This is a genomic window from Ochrobactrum sp. EDr1-4, assembly GCF_049199085.1.
Classification (GTDB): domain Bacteria; phylum Pseudomonadota; class Alphaproteobacteria; order Rhizobiales; family Rhizobiaceae; genus Brucella.
In genome coordinates, this window is sequence record NZ_JBLZOF010000010.1 from 18,499 (window position 1) to 40,050 (window position 21,552).

Consider the following 21,552-nt stretch of genomic DNA (forward strand, 5'->3'; position numbering starts at 1 on the left):
GCTCAGATGCCGCCATGGATGAAAGCCGCTTCATTGCGATTTCCCGGCAATTGCGCTTGCAGCACCAACGGCTGAATGAACGGTTCCAACGAATTGAGCGTGCGGTTAAGCGCACCGCGCATATCTTTAACCGTATCAGCACCCGCACGGATCATCGTGTTCAGGTGTTCGGGATTATTGAAGAGAAAATTGATTGCGCCTGCGAGCATATTGCGATCTTTCACAACACGCGCGCCACCATTCTTAATGAGGCGCTGGAAAGAATCACGGAAGTTCTGAACATTCTTGCCAGTAAGAACAGCAGTCCCCATCATCGCTGGTTCGAGCGGATTGTGACCGCCTTCTTTGGTCAGCGAATTGCCGATAAAGGCAACTTCCGTGAGTTGCAGATAAAGCCCCATTTCGCCGATCGTATCTCCCAGCAGAATATCGGTATCCGCTTCGATCACATCGCCACGGCTGCGCGCTGCAACCTTCAAACCTTTTTCAGCGAGCATGGCTTCAATAGCGGGCGCGCGGTTAGGGTGGCGCGGAACGATTATCGTCACCAAACGCGGATAACGTACTTTCAGCATCTGATGCACTTCGGCGGCGATTTCCTCCTCACCGTCATGTGTCGAGATCGCTGCCCAGGTGCGACGTCCACCAATCTGATGCTGGAATGCAGCCAGTGCCTGCGGATCGGCTGGAGCCGGAGCTGTATCAACCTTAAGATTGCCAGAAACACTGACAGGCCGTGCGCCAAGTGTCCGGAAACGCTCACCATCAAGTTCAGATTGCGCAATCACATGCGCGAAATTTTCAAACAAAGCCTCTGCCAGTTCCGGGCGCTTCTGCCATGACGCGAACGAGCGGTCAGAAAGGCGACCGTTGACGAGAACCTGCGGAATATGCCGCGTGCCAAGAGACAGCACAGTTGCTGGCCAGATTTCAGATTCGCAGCCAATCACCAGATCAGGTTTCCAGTGATCGAGAAAATTATTGACGGCTGGTTGCAGATCAAGCGGCGCATATTGATGAATGACCTGATTGCCGAGCTGATCCGCGACAAGCTTTGCAGAGGTAACTGTCCCGGTCGTCATGACAATATGGATACCCGTTGCAGCAATGCTTTCGATCAACGGTGCCATCGCGACCGATTCACCCACACTGGCAGCATGCGCCCAGATCACAGGTCCTTGCGGACGGGCAATCAATGTCTTGCCATAGCGCTCGCGACGACGCGAGCGTTCTTCTTTGCCACGCGAGGCACGGTAGGAAATGTAGGTGCCGATAAAGGGATAAGCGGCAGAGCCGAGCATACGATAGGCCGACAACATGTTTCGCGCCCATCGTTCACTCATTTACCTGCCTCCAATGCAGCATAGGCTCTGTTCGTCGCGTCATTCAGCTGTCGCGTCAGTTCCATGCGCTTTTCTTCCAGTTGTGCCTCATCGGCATTTTCATCCACCCAGACCGGCTCTCCGCACACAATCATCGAGCGTCCGAACGGTAATGGAATAGTGGTCTTATCCCATGTCTTATGCAAAACATGATTCCGCGAAAAAGCATATGCAAAAGGCATTATTGGCCGACCTGAAAGCTTGGCCAGCAAAATAATTCCCTCGCCAGCTTCCCGCGCCGCACCGTGAGCAATATCGGCAATCATCGATGCCGATTGTCCCTTTTTCAACGCATTTTTCAATGTCAGAAGTGCGCGCGCACCACCTTTTTTCGCTGAATTCCCTTCGCCGCGTCCACCAGAGCCGCGCACGGTGATAAAGCCGAACTTTTCAGCAATACGCGCGTTCAGCTCTGCATCTGCACTTTTAGAAAACATGGCAACGACAGCCAAATCATGCGGACGCACAACCGGAGCCATAATATGCTGGCCATGCCAGAAGGTTATGATCGACGGGCTATTCTCACGCAAAAGAACCTTGATATCCGCCGAGCCTTTGCGCGGCGGATTGGTCAAGCGTACGAATTTCAGATAGCCGGAAATCAACTGCACCAGCGCAGATTTCACGACAGCCGAACGCGCAAGCGGGCCGCGAATGCGGCGCCACAAGCGCTTGGCAAAGCCATCAGAACGGTCGCGTGAACCAGACAAGCGTTTATTCCGCTTTCAGATCAACGCCTTCCGGATCGAGCAAACGATGCAAATGCACGATGAAATAACGCATATGTGCGTTATCAACGGTCTGCTGCGCCTTGGACTTCCATGCAGTCTTGGCCGATTCATAATCCGGGTAGATACCGACAACGTCGAGATTATCGAGATCACGGAACTGAACGGTCCCAAGCTTTGTCAGCTCACCGCCAAACACCAGATGAAGAAGCTGCTTCTTGTCGCCTTCGACGCTCATTATAATATCCCTTGAAATTACTTGTTTTGCGGCATGATTAGCTTAATGGCCAGTCGGCTACAACACTCAACATTTCCTGCAAAAGGTTTCCGCTGGATGCCACCAATGCTCCGTGTTGCAACGTTGGTCCACCATAATGAAGCGGCTGAGCATCGTGATTTAGCAACGCCCCGCCCGACTCACTTAAGATCAGATCAGCTGCAGCCAAGTCCCAATCATGCGAATTTGGCCGAATGAAGGTGCCTGCAATATCGCCGCGTGCCACCATTGCAATCCGGTAAGCGAGGGATGGCACATATGGATGGACGATCACGCGGTCGCGCCAGCCTTCCGGCAGCACATCAACCATGCGTTTTGCCGAAGCCATCGAGATTTTTTCTCCGGGAGGCGGCAAGCGCGTCTGGATCGGCAATCCGTTTTGCGAAGCACCAAAACCTTTGCCAGCTTCAATGACCTCATTGAGCACCGGGCATTGCAGCACACCCGCAATCGGTTTGCCATCTTCGACAATTGCGAGACTCACGCACCACTGAGACTGGCCATTAATGAAACCACGCGTACCATCAATCGGATCAATCACAAAAGAACGTCGACGCACCGCATCCGCACGATCATCCGTTGTTTCTTCTGAAATCCAGCCGTAATCGGGCCGTGCTTCGAGCAAAACCTGCTTCAAATAGGTATCGACCGCGAAATCAGCTTCGCTAACCGGCGACTGCCCTTCTTTGAACCAGACTTCCGGCGACTGGCCGAAATAACGCATGGCAATGCGACCTGCCTCACGCGCTGCGTGACGCAGAAGTTCAAGTTCGTTCTGAATATCTTTTCGTTTCTCAATTTCCGGCAAGGGTCATGCCTTCAATCACGAGTGTCGGGGCGGTCATGCCAAAGTTCCGGTCTATATCGGAAGCGGGCGTCATGTTCAGGAACATATCTTTGAGATTGGACGCAATCGTTACCTCACTCACCGGATAAGCCAGTTCACCGTTTTCGATCCAGAAGCCCGACGCGCCACGGCTATATTGTCCAGTGATCATATCAACGCCCTGACCGAAGACTTCCGTCACGTAAAAGCCAGTTCCAAGCGCACGAATAAGCGCTTCCGGCGTCTCGAGACCCGGCTCAATCGCAAAATTGGTAGATGCAGGTGATACACCAGAACCAGAACGCACACCGCGCCCATTGCCGATGAGGCCAAGTTCACGTGCACTCGAACCCGACAGCAGCCAATGTGCCAGCACGCCATTCTCAACCATTGTGAGCGGCTGGCCTTCAATGCCCTCGCCATCAAACGGACGCGACGACGATCCGCGAATGCGCAAAGGATTATCGGTGACGTTGATGCCGGATTTCAGAACCTGCTTGCCGAGACTATCGCGCAAAAAGCTGGTCTTACGCGCGACAGACGCGCCATTGATCGCACTTGCAAGATGCCCTGCAATTCCGCGCGCCAAACGCGGATCGAACACAACATTGACTGGGCCTGTTTTGGCCTGCCGCGCTCCAAGACGACGAACAGCGCGTTCACCAGCGCTACGACCAATATTTTCCGGCGTATCAAGATCAGCAAAATGCAGGCGCGAACTGAAATCATAATCGCGCTCCATCTTTGTGCCTTCACCTGCAATCGCAGACACCGAGCGACCAAAACGCGTTGCCGCATATTCGCCAGAGAAGCCGGATGATGTGACAAGCACCAGACCGCCCATGCTGCGCGATGCGCCTGCGCCACCCGAATTGGTTACGCCAGCAACCGCACGTGCCGCCTCTTCAGTTGCAAGTGCATCGGCTGTCAACCGCGCGGTATCAATTTCGGTCGCGTCAAAGAGATCGAGATCACGTGGCTGCCTGACGAGCAAATCTGGATCAGCCAATTGCTCAAACGGATCTTCCGGTGCCACCCGCGCCATAGCGACAGCACGCTCTGCCAGTTGATCTGGATTGCTACCTGCATTGGCCGAAACACTGGCGATGCGGCGACCCACAAATACACGCAGAGAAAAATCATCGCTTTCGGACGATTCGGTTCCCTCGACCTTGCCAAGCCGAACAGAAACACTCACCGAGCGAGCGCGGATCACAACTGCGTCAGCATGATCTGCCCCGGCGCGCTTTGCAGCAGCCACCAGCTGCGCCGCGCGATCAACAAATTTACCCGATGAATTGTCTGAAATCATTGTATAATCCAAGATTGAAATTAACGTTGGGTCCAGTAGGAAACCACGCTATGTAACCAGCCGTAATCGGAATTTGCAAAAAACTTATGTCAAATTATTCGACATCGGACTGATTAGAGACATATCGTGTTTCTATATGGCTGAAATCAGATGGCTTCAAGGGAAGCCCTCACATTCTTCGAATTCCAAGAGCATATCATGGTCCCAACTGGCGGAAGTCTCTACTTACAAGCGCTGATGATTCTGGGCGGCGCGATTATCGCGGCTCCGCTGTTCAAACGGCTCGGCCTTGGGACTGTTCTCGGCTATCTCGCGGCGGGCATTGTGATCGGCCCGGTGGCACGTCTCATTTCTGATGGCGAAGATCTGCTGCATTTCTCAGAACTTGGCGTGGTGTTCCTGCTGTTCGTCATCGGGCTTGAATTAAAGCCTTCACGTCTTTGGGCTTTGCGTCATGCGATCTTCGGTTTAGGTGCGGCGCAAGTCATACTGACAGGTTCTGCCCTTGCCGCACTCGGCATCTATCTTGCAGGTTTGACCACTGAAGCGGCGATTATAATCGGCTTTGGTCTTGCTCTGTCATCGACAGCTTTTGCCATGCAGGTGCTGGAAGATCGTGCAGAAACCAACCAGAAACATGGTCAGCGCGCTTTCGCGATTCTGTTGTTTCAGGATCTCGCGATCGTGCCGATTCTGGCAATTATTCCGGCGCTTTCCCCAAATGAGCCGTCCCAAGCCAGCGCCGGGTTTCACCTTGCAACAGCTATCGCAGCAATCGCGGCGCTTGTTATCGCCGGACGTTATCTGATCAACCCGATGTTCCGGATCATCGCCAACACCGGCGCGCGCGAAGTCATGATCGCAGCCGCCTTGTTTGTGGTGTTGGGATCAGCAAGCCTGCTACAAGCCGCTGGACTCTCCATGGCTATGGGCGCGTTCATTGCAGGCGTGCTTCTCGCTGAATCATCCTATCGTCACGAACTTGAGGCTGATATCGAACCATTCCGCGGTATTTTCCTTGGTCTGTTCTTCGTAGCCGTGGGGCTTTCACTCAACCTCACAGTCATTTTGCAATATTGGCAGACAATCCTGATTGCTGTTCCGATTTTTATGATCGTTAAAGCGGCCATTACCTATGTTTTGTGCCGGATATTCCGCTCAAAGCACAATGATGCCATCCGGGTTGCGTTTCTGCTGCCACAGGGCGGCGAGTTTGCATTCGTGCTTTTTTCCGCAGCCGCCGCCGCAGCCGTCATTTCAAATGCGCTGAGCTCTGAACTCGTTGCGGCTGTCACCGTCTCAATGGCACTAACTCCGCTCTCCGTTCTCATCGGCTCGAAACTTCTCATCAAGGAGAAGACAGAGGAGGTTATCGAGGAGGATTTCGATGGTGCAGGCGCAGACGTTTTGATGATCGGCTTTTCGCGTTACGGCCAGATTTCGGCGCAGATATTGCTCGCAGGTGGCATCGACGTGACGGTGATCGATAACTCACCCAATCGCGTTCGTGCTGCCGGGAAATTCGGTTTCCGCATTTATTTTGGCGATGGCACCCGCAAGGATGTGTTGGAAGCTGCTGGCATACGCAAGGCGAAACTCGTCGCAGTTTGTACGCATAAGAAGGAAATCACTAACCGGATCGTTAATCTGATCCAGTCTGAATATCCAGATGTCCGTCTGTTTGTTCGTTCTTATGACCGTGAACACACGCTGCAACTGCGCGCGCAAGGCGTGGAATATGAACTGCGCGAAACTTTCGAATCGGGCCTTTTGTTTGGTCAGCGCACTTTGGAAGGATTGGGCGTATCGGAAGCCGAGGCCTATAATATTCGCGAAGATGTGCGCCAGCGCGACGAGGATCGTCTGCATGTGCAGGCATCAGAAGGAATCATGGCTGGGCGCCACCTGCTCTTCAACAAGCCAGTTACACCGGAACCATTGGTGAAGCCTGCACGCGAAGGTCAGCGCATCGACAAGGGCGGTCACGATATGGATGAAAGCACATCTTCAGCCGCTGTTGCGGCTGAATAAATCAGGAAGCGGCAGCGGCAGGCTTGCCGCTTAAAACTGTATCCAACGCCTGTTTGAGTTCTTCACGAATGGGTGCTGTTTGCGACAGTATCTGTTCGAATTTCAGGAAGTCCAACAGGCCAATCCGCTCGACATTCGGGCGCAAGAAAATATGCGGTGGACGGTTGCGGAACTTGTTCTCAATGATTGAACACATGGTGAGCTGATTGGCTCCCATGACAGCTTCCATCGTGGTCGGCATATAATCATCCGGGCCAACCGGCGCACCAACAACATCAATACCGATAACAATATCAGCCTTTTCGAAGAGCAGATCAAACGGAACCGGATTAAGCAGTCCGCCATCAACGAGAATGCGCCCATCGCGACGCACCGGCCTGAAAACAGGGGGGATAGCGCAGGACGCAGCAATTGCCGAACGCAGATCACCTTGTTCAATGTTGAGTTCTGTTGCGGCATGAAAATCTGAGGCAGTTATGCTCATCGGGATTTTCAATTGCTCGACATTTTCTGGCAATGATGCCGGAAGAAAGACGTCTAATATCTTTTCAAGATTGAACTGGCTGACGCGGAAGCCGCCTTTGAGCAGTTCCACCCAGCGTTCAGGACGCGCCTGCCACATACGACGGGCGACTTCGGAACGGCGATTAAAAATCGCCGCCATATATTCGCGTATTTCAGCGCCACTCATGCCATTGGCCATGCCAGCGCCAACGATCGAACCGATGGACGAACCAGCAATCGCCACTGGCTTGATGCCAAGTTCGTCAAGCACTTCGATAATATGGATATGGGCGATACCACGCGCACCACCGCCGCCAAAAGCGACGGCGATACGCGGAGATGTTGGTGGTGTCATATCCATAAAGCTTTTCTCTCGCCTTATGCGCTTAGGACTGCGCAGGTCCGAAAATCAGAATTGCAGGTTCTGCTTCTAAAAGCTTTTTGGCAATAGCTTTGACCTGATCAAGCGTCACCGCATCGATCAATTCATTGCGCTTGTCGATATAGTCCCGATCAAGGTCCGCTTCCTGAAGACCAACAAGCGTGTCGGCAATCGAGATAGAGGAATCAAGATTGTTCACAGCATAAGAACCCTTGAGGTAGCTTTTAGCAGCCGCAAGCTCAGCTTCCGTTGGTCCATCATTTGCCATCTTCGCAACCTGCTCGCGAATAATCTTGAGCGATTCCTGTGCTTTTTCAGGGCGCGTAGCCGTCGAAATGGTCAGCGCCGAAACATGATCGCGTAACGACATAGACGAGGATACCGAATAGGCGAGGCCACGCTTTTCGCGCACTTCCGCATAAAGGCGCGATGTAAAACCGCCACCCAGAATGTGATTCATAAGGTAAGAAGCGAAGAATTCATCATCTTTGCGCGGCACAGCCGGATAAACAAAGCTGATCGACGTCTGCGGCATGTCAAAGCTGAGGCTGGTCGTGGTGCCAAGCGCGAGCTTCGCATCCGGCACCGGAACCAGTTCCGCCGTTGCTGGCAAATCGCCAAAGACCTCATCAAGCATTTCGCCTAAGTCTTTCGCATTGATCGAACCGACCACGCCAACCGTCAGCTTATCGCGGGCGAAATTCTTACGATGGAAGTTTACAAGATCATCGCGTGTGATTGATTGCAGCGACTTGACTGTGCCTTCGTCCGGTCGAGCATAAGGATGATTGCCATAAAGCACATCTGCAAACTTGCGCGATGCGATGGTTGATGGATTACGCTGAGAGGCTTCAAGGCTTGCAACCACTTGCTGGCGGATACGATCAATCGCGTCCTGATCAAAACGCGGTTTGTTGACCGAAAGCGCCAGAAGATCGGTAACAGGCTTGCGGTTCTCAGCCAGCATACGAATGCTACCGGAAACAGAATCCGGTGAAGCTGAGAAGCTCATTTCTCCGCCGAGATTATCAATGCGTTCCTGAAAGCTATCGGAATCAAGATCGCCAGCGCCTTCATCGAAAAGCCCGGTCATCAGATTGGCCAGACCTTCCTTGCCGGATGGATCCTGTGAAGCCCCGCCCTTAAATGAAAAGCGCATAGAAACAAGCGGCACAGAATTATCTTCAACCAGCCAGGCCTTGATGCCTTTGGGTGAAACGACTTCCTGAATTTCGATAGCGTTTGCAGGCAGGCTAACAGCCACCAGCAACAACATCGAACCGACAACGGCAGCAACAGCATTTTTCGCACGCAGAATGCTCAATACAACAACCTTACTCACTGGATTGCTCCTTCTGCGCCTTGACCAACTGCATCGCCTGCGGCGGCATTAGGGTTTTCATGGGCGTTTTCTGGCTCGGTATCGGGTGGCAGCAGATAGCTCGTCACGGACTGATCTTTGACAAGATAACGACCCGCCGCATCCTTGATCTGATCAACAGTCACCGATTTAATGAGGTCCGGCCATTTCTGAATATCTTCGATATTCTGGCCAATCGATAAGGTCGAACCGTAAATACGGGCCATGCCGGACTGGCTGTCACGTGCAAAAGTAATCGCTTTCAGGAAGCGATTGCGCGCCTGATCAAGTTCGTCTTGCGTCACACCATCTTTGATGATCCGCGCAAGTTCAGCATCGACAGCCTTCTCCACATCGGCGAGTGTTTTGCCATTTTGTGGCGATCCATAGACTGAGAATGTACCATCATCGAGCGGATCGCCGTCGTAGCTCGCACCCGTATTGGACGCGATGCCCTTTTTGACGATCAATTCCTGATAAAGACGCGAACGCAGTGAACCGCCCAAAATTTCACCCAGCAGATCAAGCGCAGGCGCATCGCCCGCTTTTACATCGGGGAAACGCTTCTCATTGGCATAAGACGGCACAAGCCACGACATGCGGAACGAAGGCGTGCTGACGCGATCATCATGCAATGTCACGACGCGCGCTGCGTGCTTTTCCGGCTCCTGTGGGCGCTCACGCGGCAACACATCCGCACGCTTGGGGATTTTAGCCCAGGTTTGCATGACCAAATCACGCACGCGTTCCGGCGTCACATCACCAGCGATGATAAGGGTCGCATTGTTTGGTGTATAATATTGCTGATAGAAATCAACCGCATCCTTGAGGCTGAGTTTCTCCATTTCCTGCCGCCAGCCAATAACTGGCACGCGGTAAGGATGGTTATAGAAAAGCACGGAATCAGTGTTTTCCATCAGCATCGCTGCGGGATTTGAATCCACACGCATGCGACGCTCTTCAAGGATCACTTCACGCTCAGTCGTTACGGCTTCTTCATCCAGCACCAGATTGGCCATGCGGTCGGCTTCATAGCCCATCACCATTTCAAGCGCATCTGGCGCGACGCGCTGGAAATAGGCGGTATAATCATAGGAGGTGAAAGCATTTTCCTGACCGCCAATTGCCGCAATCTTTGCGGAAAATTCACCAGCCGGATAAGTCTTAGTGCCCTTAAACATCAGATGCTCAAGGAAATGGGCAATGCCGGATTTGCCGGGCGCTTCATCAGCGGAGCCCACATGATACCAGATCATCTGCGTAACGACTGGCGCACGATGATCGGGAATCACAACGACCTTCAAACCGTTTTCCAGCGTGAAGCTGCTGATGTCCTCGGACTTTGTTATTTCTGGAAGATTTTGTGCCGGCGGCACGGCTGCGGCTTCAGTGGATACAGCCGGAGCGGGCGACTGCGCCTGAACTGAACCGGCTGCTAATGGCAAAGCCAGTGCGAAACCGATTGCCGTAGACAACAATAAGCGCCGGAGTGAGGGGTTATGCACCAAACGACATCTCCAATCAGTTTTCATTTCGCCCATTCAAAAGATCGAAATGCTTAAAAATCAATATCAAATAATATTGCCTGTCCCCGTCTCCGGGGGCAGGCCGGTTTCAGCCTTGCTTCAACTGGATAAGGCGAATGATGGTGCCACCATAATTGCGCTCTTCATGCACGACGAATCGTTCATCCAGCTCAAGCGATGCTTCTGTTTCCTCTTCAAGCACGATAAGTGCGTCAGGATTAAGCCAACCGCCTTCCAGCGCCGATAAAAGTGCTTTCTCGCCCATACGGCGACCATAAGGAGGATCGGCAAAAATCAGATCGAACGGCTCCATTGTGCCAGCTTCACCGAGTTTGCAGGCATCACGGCGCAACACTTTGGTCTGCCCCTGCAAACCGAAAGCCTCAATGTTCTGCCGTAAAATTCCGCGACCTTCCGCCGATTCTTCGACAAAAACCGCGTAACGCGCACCACGCGAAAGTGCTTCGAGGCCCAGAGCGCCAGTCCCTGCAAACAGGTCGAGAACACGACCGCCGTCTACTTTTTCGGGGAAACTATGTGCGAGAATGTTGAAGAGGCTTTCACGGGTGCGATCCGTCGTGGGACGGATCGCATTTGTTGTCGGTGTAACGAGCGCGCGCCCGCGGAATTTACCGCCGACGATCCGCACCATTGCCTCCAGGCTTGCCACCGCGTGGCTTTCCATCGTTTGGCCTGTTGCCGCTCGGCTTTCCGCCCGAACCGCCACGATCTGGTCCCTTGCTGAAACCACCCGGACCCTTTGACGGGCCACGACCTTCGCCGGAACGTGGTGCACCGCTGCGCGGACCACGCTCAGCATTGCCACCACCGAAACGGCCTTCGCTGCGAGGACCAGAAGGCTTGCCGAAACTGCGGCCTTCATACCCACCCGATGATCTTTCGCCGCCGTCTGCCTTCAGTTCAGCGCGTTCGCGCTTACCCGGACGACGCTCTTGCTTGCGGTCATCGCTGCGACCCTCTGGGCGCGGTCTACGATCGTCGCGACCTTCTGGACGTGGTGTGCGAGGCTCATACCGACCTTCCGAACGCCCTTCTGGGCGACCTTCGGAACGGTTTTCAAAACGACGCGGGCGTTCTTCACGTCCTTCATCACGGCGCTGATCACCATCACCGAAACGGCGAGGGCGTGACTGGAAGTCACCTTCACTTCGCGGGCCACGGTGTGGCGGGCGGCTTTCCGAACGGCCCTCTGGACGGCCAGCTGGCTTGTCAAAACGGCGTGGACGATCCTCACGACCTTCTTCACGACGCTGATCGCCTTGCTCAAAACGACGCGGACGCGACTGCAAATCACCGTCAGAGCGGCTTGCACGTTCACCACGGGCTGTCGCACGCGCTGCTTTTTCGGCAGCCGCTTTTTCGCCCTGAGGGCGCGCGCCAGATGCCATCCAGACATTGGAATTGCCGCGACGACGCGGTTCAACCTTGTCTTCTTTGTTTTCTTTCGGCTTGCGACGTTCTGGCTGGCTGGAAATCCATTCGCGTTGCGGGCGGCGATATTCGCCTTCTGGCTCGCGCTGTTCCATTTCGCGTGCAGTACGTCCCTGCACAACATCGTTAGAGAATTCCGTCATAATTGGCGCATCAAAATCAGCGCCGGATTCTTCAACAAGCTTTTCACCAAGCTGGTCACGCAGAATACGGCCACGAATTTCTCGCACACTGCCTTCTTCAAGATCGCCAAGCTGGAAAGGACCAAAGGAAACACGGATCAGGCGACCAACCGTCAGACCAAGCGCGCCAAGAATATTCTTAACTTCGCGGTTCTTGCCTTCGCGCAAACCAATCGAAATCCAGACATTGGCCCCCTGCTCACGCTCAAGCGTCGCTTCAATACTGCCGTAGAAAATGCCCTCCACGGCGATACCCTCTTTGAGCGTATCAAGCTGCGCCTGTGTAACCTTGCCATGAGCGCGGACGCGATAACGACGCAACCAGCCCGTTGAAGGCAGTTCAAGAACGCGCGACAGACCACCATCATTGGTGAGCAACAGCAAGCCTTCGGTGTTGATATCGAGACGACCAACAGAAAGCACTCGTGGCATTTCTTCTGGCAGCGCTTCAAACACAGTCGGGCGACCTTCGGGATCGCGGTTGGTCGTCACAAGACCAGCAGGCTTGTGATACAGCCAGAGACGTGTGCGCTCAGCCTGTTTCAGCTGCTTGCCATCAACTGTGATGACGTCCGTGCGCTTGACGTTAACAGCCGGTGTCGAAAGCACTTTGCCATTTACGGTAATACGACCAGCCGCAATCATCGTCTCAGCTTCGCGACGCGAGGCAATGCCAGCACGCGCTAAGCGCTTAGCGATACGTTCACCGCTATCTTCACCGTCCTGTGCGTCGCGTGCTCCAAACTTGCGCGGAGCGCCGCGATCATCGTCACGACGTGGCCTATCATCACGGAAGCCACCTTCACGTGGCTTAGCATCACGAAAGCCACCTTCGCGTGGCTTGTCATCGCGAAAACCCGGACGACGCTCACCGCGTTCGCCACGCGTGCCATTAGGACGATCTCCGCGACCTTCGCCGCGTCCATCACGTCCATCACGTCCAAATGGAGGACGTCGACCGCCCTTATTGTCGTCTTCTGTACTCATCTGATATTAGCCTCTCAGCAGCGCCGCCGTGGTGTCTCTGGCCGCTGGGGAGCTGGCAAAGAACGGTCCGGTCAAGAGCGCTGTATAAATCCGTTCGTAAATCGGTTTTGATTTCGTGACTTATGCAGTAACAAATCGCTCATAAGCTTGCGAGCGAAATTTCCCTCTACCGGCCATGAAATGAGGTTGGATTGAAAAAAGTTGCAGATATTTCATCCCCGAACGGCGTTACGTTTATGGATATTGCGCTTGAAGAAGCAAAATCTGCGGCCCTTCGTGGTGAGGTGCCGATTGGTGCGGTACTCGTTCATGATGGCGAAATCATAGCACGCGCTGGCAACCGAACACGTGAATTGAACGATATCACCGCGCATGCAGAAGTGCTTGTAATCCGGCAGGCTGGTGAAACGCTCCAATCGGAAAGGCTTATCGACTGCGACCTCTATGTCACGCTTGAACCATGCGCGATGTGCGCGGCCGCGATCTCATTTGCACGTATTCGCCGTCTCTATTATGGGGCCGCAGACCCTAAGGGCGGCGGAGTTGAATATGGGCCGCGCTTTTATACGCAGCCCACATGTCATCACGTTCCTGAAATCTACACCGGTTTCTCGGAAGAAGAATCTCAGACCCTGCTCCGGGACTTCTTTCGCGAGAAACGCTGAACCAACTTAATTGGTTACGCGATGTCCTGTCATGTGTCGCAGCGTGTCATCACGCAGCACAAAATGATGAAGCAGCGCCATGGCCACATGACCAGCGATCACGGCCAACAACACCCAGCCCAACAGGCCATGCGCAGCATTGCCGGGAGCAGTTAAAGCCGCATCCTGAACACCGGTTTTCGCAAAAATCTCCATCCCGAGAAATGTAAACCCACGGCCATTGCCGTAAGTACGCAGCAGCGCAAGTGCTGGCACGACGAACATCAGCGCATAGATGACCAGATGCCCAAGACCTGCGAGCTTACCACTCACGCCCGCATAAGGCGGGCGCTTGGAAATATTAAGCAACCCCCACACGCCTCTGGCAAGAACCAGTAACAGTAGAGCAAAACCTACCTGATAATGCGTTGGCCAGATGAAATTATAAAGTGAAGTATCTTTGACGAATATACGAAGAATTGTTGAAGTGAATTGCCAGACGAAAATCATTGCCATCAGCCAATGAAGGCAACGACTGACCAGGCCGTAACCATTGGGAGAGTCCCATATACGGTTTAATTTATTCATAATAAGCACCTTACATCCCGAAAAGAAGCAGATTACGCTCTGCCAGAATATGTTCGTTGATTGAAATCAAATATTGTTCAGAATAATCAACATTAAAAATAATTAATATTATAAATCAAACCCATTAAATGTGTCACTTCGATGACGATGCTCCAGATATAAAAAATCAGCCGAAAGATTAATCTTTCGGCTGATAAAATATTCATCAAGAGTATTTTAGATAATCAATTCCAAGGCAGCATATCGCGCCAGCTCTTGCCGCCACCACCAGCGGCTTTCTTGCGCTCACGTTCTTTCTGCGCTTCATCCTGCCCCAGTTCACCTGTGGTCGCAGACGATGCTGGCTCACGATAAGCCAAAGGCGGCTCACTCAAATATTTACGCGTTGAAGAAGAACCCTGAGCCTGCTGCTCGCGCGCCTTCTTCAACTCTGCAATACGTACTGGATCGGCAGTCGGCGTGCGCGTTGCAAAATCTTCGCGACGGCTGTTGCCACCCGGAAGATGGCTGGCATTGCTTGCAATTGGCGCATCCTGCTCAATTGGCGACACGAAGTTCGGATTATCGCGATTTGCTGTAATCTCATCACGCAAACGCTTGCGGCGCTGCTCTGGCGATTCCGGCCAAGAGGGATCACCGGCACTGGCAAGGCTTTCCTGCGGCGCTGGCAGCGAACCCTTATCGCCCTCTGCAGGACGAACAAGATCAGGACGCGGTTTATAATCAATGCGGTCTTTTTTCTTGCCCTGACCGAAGCTTGCCATATTCGACATATCGTCGAGAAGCTGCGCACCTGCGGTTTTGTCGGTGCCATAGGTCGGCGACGACACGCAGCCAGACAGTGCGAGACCCGCAACTGCCGTCATCAAAACCAGAACTCGTCCTTCAATCTTCATTAGCGCCACTTCTTTTACGCCTGTCGATTTTCTCTTTGTCAGAGAAGCTTTCACTCCTCTGCCTCAGAAAACCGGCAACTCCAAGGCAGATTGCAAGTTTATCTTAAGGACAGCCTTTTACATGAGACCATCTCTACGGGCAATCGCGATATTAACCGCTATTTCACCATGTCCTCACATTATAAGGCAAGCGTTATAGCGAAAAAAGCCCGGAACCAATCGTGGTAACCGGGCTTTTTATTATTATGCAGAAAGCTTACCGAGAGCTTTCAGTTCATGCAGGGCAGCGGCATCACGGGCCGAAACTTCCGGAAATTCTGAGTCGGAACCCACATCAGTCGTATAACGCCACGAACGTGCACACTTCTCACCTTCAGCGCGAACAGGAACAACGGCCACGCCTTTAACGTCATCCAGCGTGAATGCGTCTTCAGGAACAGCTGCATCGCTCACCGAAATATCGCTCGTGATGCAGATCTCAGCGAAATCCAGACCTTCTAGCGAATCGGCAAGGCTATTGTCAGCGATATAAACAACCGGAGATGCTTCAAGCGACGACCCAATGCGCTTATCAGCGCGTTCGAGTTCGAGAGCGCCGGTAACAACGCGGCGGACATTGCGCACCTTGCGCCACTTCTCGGCCAGCACATCATCGCGCCATTCAGCCGGAATTGCCCGGAATTGTTCCAGATGCACGGAAGCTGCGTTCGGATAGCGATCAAGCCATGCTTCTTCCGTGGTGAAAGGCAGCATTGGCGCAAGCCAAGTCGTCACACGATCAAAGATCGCACGAACTGTCTGAAGTGCTGCCTTACGGCGAACGCTGGATGGCGCATCGCAATAAAGCGCATCTTTGCGGATATCGAAATAGAAAGCCGAGAGTTCGACATTCATGAAATCAATCAGTGCGCGGGCAATACGCTTGAAATCAAACGCGTCATAGCCGGAACGGACGACTTCATCGAGTTCCGCCAAGCGGTGCAGCATCAGACGCTCAAGCTCAGGCAGATCGGCATGCGGCAGCGTTTCGCCTTCATCATGGGCGAGCGTACCAAGCATCCAGCGGATTGTGTTACGCAGCTTGCGATAGGCATCGATATTGGTCTGGATGATGCTCTTACCGAGGCGCTGATCTTCCCAATAGTCGGTCGTCATAACCCAAAGACGCAGAATGTCGGCGCCGGAATCCTTGATGACGTCCTGTGGTGTCACAGTGTTTCCGAGCGACTTCGACATCTTCTTGCCGTTCTCATCCATGGTGAAACCATGAGTGACGACCGCATTGTAAGGCGCACGGCCACGCGTTCCGCAGCTTTCCAGCAGCGATGAATGAAACCAGCCGCGATGCTGATCCGAGCCTTCAAGGTAAACATCGGCAGGCCATTTCATGTCCGGGCGATCTTCGAGCGTAAAGGTGTGCGTCGAACCCGAATCGAACCAGACGTCGAGAATGTCGCGAACCTGCGTCCAGCTTTCACCGGCGCGATTGCCAAGGAAACGCTCACGCGCACCATCAGCGAACCATGCGTCAGCGCCTTCTTCCTCGAAAGCTTCGAGAATGCGCTTATTGACGGCATCGTCTTGCAAGATATTGCCTTCTTCATCGGCAAACACGCAGATCGGCACACCCCATGCGCGCTGACGCGACAGCACCCAATCCGGGCGGCCTTCGATCATGGCGCGCAGACGTGTCTGACCAGCGGCAGGCACGAAGCGGGTTTCTTCAATCGCTTTCAACGACCGCGAACGCAGCGTGGTGCCGTCGCCGAGGTTCTTGTCCATATAGACGAACCATTGCGGCGTGTTGCGATAGATGATCGGCTTCTTCGAGCGCCACGAATGCGGATAAGAATGCTTGATACGCCCGCGCGCGAACAGATTGTTATGCACAATCAGCTGCTTGATAACGGATTCGTTCGCATCGCCCTTTTTGCCGTTATCATCGATGACGCGTGCAGGACCACCTTCACGATCCGGGCCAAAGCCCGGCGTGTCCTTGGTGTAATAGCCATCATCGCCAACCGGGAACGGGATGCTTGGATCAATGCCGCGTGCTTCTAGTTCACGCGCTGCATCCATCCATGCCTCAAAGTCTTCGCGACCATGGCTTGGAGCTGTGTGAACGAAACCTGTACCCGCATCATCGGTAACGTGATCACCAGATATCAATGGAACAGTGAATTCGTAACCGCCGCCAAAGCCTTTAAGCGGATGGTTAAGTGTCACCGCGCCCAGCTCTTCAAACGACACATCACGCAGACGCTTGAATTCAAGCTTTGCCTTTTTCGCACATTCTTCAGCGAGCTTGTCACCGAAGATAAGCTTTTCACCAGCCTGCGGGCCGAAATCATTTTCAGCAGCAACGACTTCATAAAGGCCATAAGCAACGCGGTTTGAATAGGAAACTGCGCGGTTGCCCGGGATCGTCCATGGAGTCGTCGTCCAGATAACGACCGAGCTTCCGGAAAGATCACTCGCACCTGCAACAGGGAACTTTACCCAGATCATATCCGACTCAATGTCGTGATACTCAACTTCTGCTTCGGCTAGTGCTGTGCGCTCGACAACCGACCACATGACCGGCTTTGAACCACGATAAAGCTGACCGGAGGCTGCAAACTTAAGCAACTCGCCAGCAATGCGCGCTTCCGAATGGAAGTTCATCGTCGTGTATGGGTTTTCGAAATCACCACAGATTGCAAGGCGCTTGAATTCTTCCGCCTGAACCTTGATCCAGCTTCCGGCAAATTCGCGGCATTCCCTGCGGAATTCGTTGATTGCGACTTCGTCTTTGTTCTTGCCCTGCGCGCGATATTTTTCTTCGATCTTCCACTCGATCGGCAGGCCGTGGCAATCCCAACCCGGCACATAATTCGAGTTGAAACCGCGCATCTGGAACGAGCGCGTGATGACGTCCTTGAGGATTTTGTTTAGCGCGTGGCCGATATGGATATTGCCGTTTGCATAAGGAGGGCCGTCGTGCAGCACATACAGTGGACGGTCTTTCGCATCTTCGCGCAATTTCTTGTAAAGGTTCATTTCCTCCCAGCGCTGCACAAAAAGCGGCTCGCGCGCTGGCAAGCCTGCGCGCATCGGAAATTCGGTCTGCGGAAGATTGAGCGTCTTGGAATAATCGATCTTGGCGGTCGTGTCGGTCATTTTATCATTTGCCTGTAATCCCGCACGGCAATGTGGCGGGTGAAAATGCTTGAATATTTAGAAAGTTGCGAGGCATAGCCGGTCGTTCCCGGACCTTCCTGCCATGCATTGCAATTCACGCAACGCCATCAAGGCTTAGAGGAAGGCCGGGCCAATAATTCGTATGGCCGCAATAATATGCCGAAAATCCGTCATCATGGAGATGCTTTTAGCAATGACCTTCGCAGGAATAAAGAGGCAGGGCGCAATAAACTTGCAGCCCTGCCCCAATAAACTTTACAGATTGAAAACTTTACAGATTGGCTTGGTTTGATCAATCCAGCGAGAAATCGAAACGATAAGTTGCCGAAACGCCGACTGTGAACTGGTTTGCAGAACCATGTTCTTTCACGATGCTCGAATTTTTGGCTTTGTCCTGAAGACGGCTATATTCGCCAAAAAGACTTGTGTCGATTTTTTCAGTCGCACGCCACGTCACAGCACCTCCAACACCGACTGATTCCCAACCGCCGCCCGGACGATATTCTTTCAGACCAGAAGCCACGGATTCTTCAGCTGTCACACCATAATAAGTGCGCATATAATCTTTAGAAGCAAAGGTAGCGCGCGGGCCAGCCGAAACACGCACAACAGGTGTCACGTCATAAAAAGCATCTGCCGCGATATCAGCGACAACGCCCTTATGCGCACGGATACCGTGGCGCACTTCACCGCGAACACGCAGCCAATCGGTTGGATATACATCGACAAAACCACCGGCTTCACCACCGAATTTTGTTTCCTTGATGCCATCAATGTCTGTGTCGCGCTTGAACATCAGCTTGCCAACTGCACCTGCACGGAAACGATCCGTGTCGATGAAAGCAAAGGCCGCATTGTCATTGCGCGAGGAAAAACGCTCATATTCGCCCTGACGACCAAGCGAAATCAGCGGCTGTCCTGAAAAACGATACTTGTTTGATCCCTCAAACTTTGGCGCAATCATTCCGGCTGCGCCGACCTTTAGATACCAGTCGCCCGACCACGGATATTTGCGGGCAGGCTTCACTTCCTGAGTCGCATAAACATCTGTCTGCTGCATATCTGCGGCAATGACCGAAAGAGGACCAACGAACAATGCGGCGCCTGTAACAAAGGCGAGAGGGACAATACGCGTCACATGAAACTCCGAAAAACAGTTCCCCATAAAATTTAGGGATATTTATTACTGTTGAACGGAATATGTAAAATTAAACTTAAATCAGAGGTAGAAACATCAGCACATCTTTATCCAAGTGTTGCAAGTAAACACTAATATGCTGGAAATGACAGAAGTCGATCCAGTTCTGACAAGGGTTTTGCACCCGCCAAAATCGCTCGTGATTCTTCTTCGTCACGTTTCATCTGCGCAATCAGCGGATCAAGACCGTCGAATTTCACTTCGCCGCGCAGATAGCCGAAGAAAGAAACTTCAACGATTTCGCCATAGAGATCGCCGGTAAAATCAAAAACAAATGTTTCGAGCAGCGGCTTTCCATCACTTGCCACTGTTGGACGTCGGCCAAAGCTCGCAACACCATCATGCAGCACGCCATCTGCTCTGCGGAATCGAACGGCGTAAATACCGTGTTTCAGACTAACGTGATCGTCAATCACCATATTGGCGGTCGGAAAACCAAGGGTGCGACCAAGTTTCTGCCCGTGGATGACTTCGCCACTCACGCGATAGCGATAGCCAAGCAAGCCTGCCGCTTCCGCCACTTCACCAGCACATAAGAGCGAGCGAACACGCGTTGATGAAACGAGATTGCCACCTTCATCGCTAAATGCATCTACGAGGGACACACTAAAGCCTGATGATTGACCGGCCTCTTCCAGAAATTGCGGTGTGCCCCGGCGTCCTTTGCCGAAATGAAAATCATAGCCAGTCACGACGCGGCTGGCATGCAGCCGATCGACGAGGATATTACGCACAAAATCTTCAGCGGACTGGCCCGAGAATTCAGCCGTAAACGGCTGCTCGACCACGGCATCAAACCCCATCAACCGAAGGATTTCCGCTTTTTCGACCGCATCGGTGAGCCGTTCGATAGGCTCATCAGGTTTGAAGAAACTGCGCGGATGCGGCTCAAACGTCAAAACAACTGCGGGTAGATTATCCCGATCTGCTAATTCCAGCGCGCGCTCTAGCACAGCCTGATGACCGCGATGAACACCATCGAAGTTGCCAATCGCCACCACGCAATCACGCAGCGTAAGCGGCAATGCATCTGTTCCTGAAAGACGCTGAAAAGCAGATTTTGTCATGGTCGAAGCAGATTCTCGAAACAGGTATCAGACAAGAGCATAAAGCGAGGCGATGGGAGAATGTCCATGTTTTTGCAGGAAAGCAGTCATTCTGTCGAGATCAACATGACCATCCAACGCATAATCGGCTGCATGAACACCGCCCGAAATGTAAAGCACGTCGAGACCGTAATCCGCAGCGCCCTTCACATCCGTCAGCACGCCATCACCGATGCCAAGAATACGAGACTTATCAACGGCCTGTCCGCGAACTTCTTCAACGGCTTTCGATGCGGCTTCATAAATTGGGCGATGTGGCTTTCCGGCGATCAGCGTACGACCACCAAGCTGGCTATACTCGCGCGCAAGTGCACCACCACACCAGATCAGGCGCGGACCACGTTCAACCATAATGTCGGGATTGGCACAAATGAAAGGCAGATTGCGTGAGCGGATGCGCTGCAACAACTCAGCATAATTTTCAGGGGTCTCGGTTTCGTCGTCATAAAGCCCTGTGCAGACAACACCAGCGGCTTCAAATTCTTCAACCAGTTCGACATCGAGACCTTCATAGATCGCCAGTTCACGTTCACTGCCGATATGGAAAATCTTGCGCGGACCTTCAATGATCAAATCGCGGGTAACATCACCCGACGTAACAACGCGATCATAAGCGTCTTCTGGCACGCCTAGCAGCGTCATTTGCGCGATCACGCTACCAAACGGGCGCGGCGCATTGGTTACGAGAACAACAGTGATGCCCTTAGCTCGCGCACGTTTAAGTGCCGCGACCGCAGAGGCGAATGCAACTTCGCCATTATGCAAAACGCCCCAAACATCACAGAAGATCGCATCATATCCATCCGTCAGATCGTCAAGGCGTTCAGGCAGCTTCATTGTTTTCCTCAATACATTTCCTCCGGCCTATCACCGGTTAAATCGGAAGATGCGCAGTCGCACCATGCGGTCTCCTCTACAAGAATGAGCCCGCCATGTCACCCGGCTTGAAGCGCACGCGTCCAAATGAACAGCCCCATCAAGGAATAGTGTT

The 21,552-nt window shown here is 53.0% G+C and carries 18 protein-coding genes; 2 read left to right on the top strand and 16 right to left on the bottom strand.

Annotated features, from left to right (window positions below; all coding sequences use genetic code 11):
• Positions 1 to 2: 2 nt before the first annotated feature.
• Genes waaA through ACOZHT_RS20980 form a run of 5 tightly spaced genes read right to left on the bottom strand, consistent with a single transcriptional unit; the run spans position 3 to position 4,525 of the window.
• Positions 3 to 1,343 carry a lipid IV(A) 3-deoxy-D-manno-octulosonic acid transferase gene (gene waaA, locus ACOZHT_RS20960; RefSeq protein WP_339512257.1) on the bottom strand — a complete coding sequence of 447 codons (1,341 nt, stop codon included), beginning with the start codon at positions 1,341 to 1,343 and terminating at the stop codon, positions 3 to 5.
• Positions 1,340 to 2,092 carry a lysophospholipid acyltransferase family protein gene (locus ACOZHT_RS20965; protein ID WP_339512255.1) on the bottom strand — a complete coding sequence of 251 codons (753 nt, stop codon included), beginning with the start codon at positions 2,090 to 2,092 and terminating at the stop codon, positions 1,340 to 1,342. The genes waaA and ACOZHT_RS20965 overlap by 4 nt, the downstream gene beginning before the upstream one ends.
• Positions 2,093 to 2,096: 4 nt before the next feature.
• Positions 2,097 to 2,348, bottom strand: coding sequence for a DUF4170 domain-containing protein (locus ACOZHT_RS20970; RefSeq protein ID WP_339512253.1), 252 nt, complete (start codon positions 2,346 to 2,348; stop codon positions 2,097 to 2,099).
• A gap of 37 nt (positions 2,349 to 2,385) precedes the next feature.
• Positions 2,386 to 3,195, bottom strand: a complete 810-nt coding sequence (locus tag ACOZHT_RS20975; RefSeq protein ID WP_339512251.1) for a 3'(2'),5'-bisphosphate nucleotidase CysQ — start codon at positions 3,193 to 3,195, stop codon at positions 2,386 to 2,388.
• Complete coding sequence (locus ACOZHT_RS20980; protein ID WP_421566514.1) at positions 3,182 to 4,525, bottom strand: TldD/PmbA family protein; 1,344 nt, start codon at positions 4,523 to 4,525, stop codon at positions 3,182 to 3,184. The genes ACOZHT_RS20975 and ACOZHT_RS20980 overlap by 14 nt, the downstream gene beginning before the upstream one ends.
• A gap of 198 nt (positions 4,526 to 4,723) precedes the next feature.
• Here ACOZHT_RS20980 and ACOZHT_RS20985 point away from each other — a divergent pair, with 198 nt between their 5' ends.
• Positions 4,724 to 6,556, top strand: coding sequence for a monovalent cation:proton antiporter-2 (CPA2) family protein (locus ACOZHT_RS20985; protein ID WP_421566515.1), 1,833 nt, complete (start codon positions 4,724 to 4,726; stop codon positions 6,554 to 6,556).
• A gap of 1 nt (position 6,557) precedes the next feature.
• Here the strand turns inward: ACOZHT_RS20985 and ACOZHT_RS20990 are convergent, their stop codons facing one another.
• The 5 genes from ACOZHT_RS20990 to ACOZHT_RS21010 form a co-directional block, all read right to left on the bottom strand.
• Entirely contained in the window at positions 6,558 to 7,421 is an 864-nt protein-coding gene (locus tag ACOZHT_RS20990; RefSeq protein WP_421566516.1) for a patatin-like phospholipase family protein, read from the bottom strand.
• Between the two features lie 25 nt (positions 7,422 to 7,446).
• Positions 7,447 to 8,718: a pitrilysin family protein gene (locus ACOZHT_RS20995; RefSeq protein WP_339512347.1), complete on the bottom strand. Its 1,272-nt coding sequence runs from the start codon at positions 8,716 to 8,718 to the stop codon at positions 7,447 to 7,449.
• Between the two features lie 62 nt (positions 8,719 to 8,780).
• Entirely contained in the window at positions 8,781 to 10,307 is a 1,527-nt protein-coding gene (locus tag ACOZHT_RS21000; RefSeq protein WP_339512245.1) for a pitrilysin family protein, read from the bottom strand.
• 109 nt (positions 10,308 to 10,416) lie between these two features.
• Positions 10,417 to 10,977 (bottom strand): 16S rRNA (guanine(966)-N(2))-methyltransferase RsmD, encoded by a 561-nt coding sequence (gene rsmD, locus ACOZHT_RS21005; protein ID WP_310015998.1) that lies wholly within the window; start codon positions 10,975 to 10,977, stop codon positions 10,417 to 10,419.
• Entirely contained in the window at positions 10,958 to 12,949 is a 1,992-nt protein-coding gene (locus ACOZHT_RS21010; protein WP_339512243.1) for a pseudouridine synthase, read from the bottom strand. Before ACOZHT_RS21010 ends, rsmD begins: the two co-directional genes overlap by 20 nt.
• A 236-nt stretch (positions 12,950 to 13,185) precedes the next feature.
• Between ACOZHT_RS21010 and ACOZHT_RS21015 the strand changes: the two genes are divergently transcribed.
• Positions 13,186 to 13,614 (top strand): nucleoside deaminase, encoded by a 429-nt coding sequence (locus ACOZHT_RS21015; protein ID WP_421566529.1) that lies wholly within the window; start codon positions 13,186 to 13,188, stop codon positions 13,612 to 13,614.
• A 6-nt stretch (positions 13,615 to 13,620) separates the two neighbouring features.
• Here ACOZHT_RS21015 and ACOZHT_RS21020 read toward each other — a convergent pair whose 3' ends face one another.
• From ACOZHT_RS21020 to ACOZHT_RS21045, 6 genes are all read right to left on the bottom strand, one after another.
• Positions 13,621 to 14,181, bottom strand: coding sequence for a cytochrome b (locus tag ACOZHT_RS21020; RefSeq protein WP_339512239.1), 561 nt, complete (start codon positions 14,179 to 14,181; stop codon positions 13,621 to 13,623).
• Between the two features lie 224 nt (positions 14,182 to 14,405).
• The gene (locus ACOZHT_RS21025; RefSeq protein ID WP_339512344.1) at positions 14,406 to 15,077 is read right to left on the bottom strand and encodes a hypothetical protein; all 672 of its coding nucleotides are present in this window, start codon (positions 15,075 to 15,077) and stop codon (positions 14,406 to 14,408) included.
• 243 nt (positions 15,078 to 15,320) lie between these two features.
• A complete protein-coding gene (gene ileS, locus ACOZHT_RS21030; protein WP_339512237.1) occupies positions 15,321 to 18,236 on the bottom strand; it encodes an isoleucine--tRNA ligase in 2,916 nt (971 codons plus the stop codon).
• A gap of 313 nt (positions 18,237 to 18,549) precedes the next feature.
• Positions 18,550 to 19,395, bottom strand: a complete 846-nt coding sequence (locus ACOZHT_RS21035) for a MipA/OmpV family protein (protein WP_339512235.1) — start codon at positions 19,393 to 19,395, stop codon at positions 18,550 to 18,552.
• Between the two features lie 131 nt (positions 19,396 to 19,526).
• On the bottom strand, positions 19,527 to 20,522 hold the full coding sequence (locus ACOZHT_RS21040; protein ID WP_310015898.1) for a bifunctional riboflavin kinase/FAD synthetase: 996 nt from the start codon (positions 20,520 to 20,522) through the stop codon (positions 19,527 to 19,529).
• 27 nt (positions 20,523 to 20,549) lie between these two features.
• Positions 20,550 to 21,398: a TIGR01459 family HAD-type hydrolase gene (locus ACOZHT_RS21045; protein WP_339512231.1), complete on the bottom strand. Its 849-nt coding sequence runs from the start codon at positions 21,396 to 21,398 to the stop codon at positions 20,550 to 20,552.
• Between the last annotated feature and the right edge of the window lie 154 nt (positions 21,399 to 21,552).